1 pseudogene is annotated in these 340 nt (G+C 43.2%); it reads left to right on the top strand.

Annotated elements, in window-relative coordinates:
* Positions 1-116: 116 nt before the first annotated feature.
* A pseudogene (locus ACY2RQ_RS19920) lies at positions 117-340 on the top strand (hypothetical protein); the annotation flags it as partial.

Below are 340 nucleotides of genomic sequence, written 5' to 3'. Positions count from 1 at the left end.
GGCTCTTCAGGGATATCTGTGGGTAAAAATGAGAGACATTTGAGGTAAAAGCACCAGCGGTTGATTTCTGGTATTTTTTTGTTTGCAGACAAAAAAAACAACAAAAAACACCGCTGATGCTGATAAAAACTATCCTCAATAAAGTTCATAAACTCAAGTCATTTGTTTATCAGGATGTAAAACCGGGCTTCTATCAAGGTGTCGAAGTCTTCCATGTCACTGTTGTTCCCCGGAAGAACAGCCATGCTTTATGTTCCGGTTGTCAGAGGCCTGCACCCGGTTACGATCACCTGGCTGAGCGCCGCTTTGAATTTGTTCCCTTGTGGGGCATAAGGGTTTT

This window comes from Parendozoicomonas sp. 209JJ7-1 (assembly GCF_058147085.1).
The sequence above is the reverse complement of the archived record's forward strand: the minus strand, read 5'-3'. Positions and strand labels throughout refer to the sequence as shown.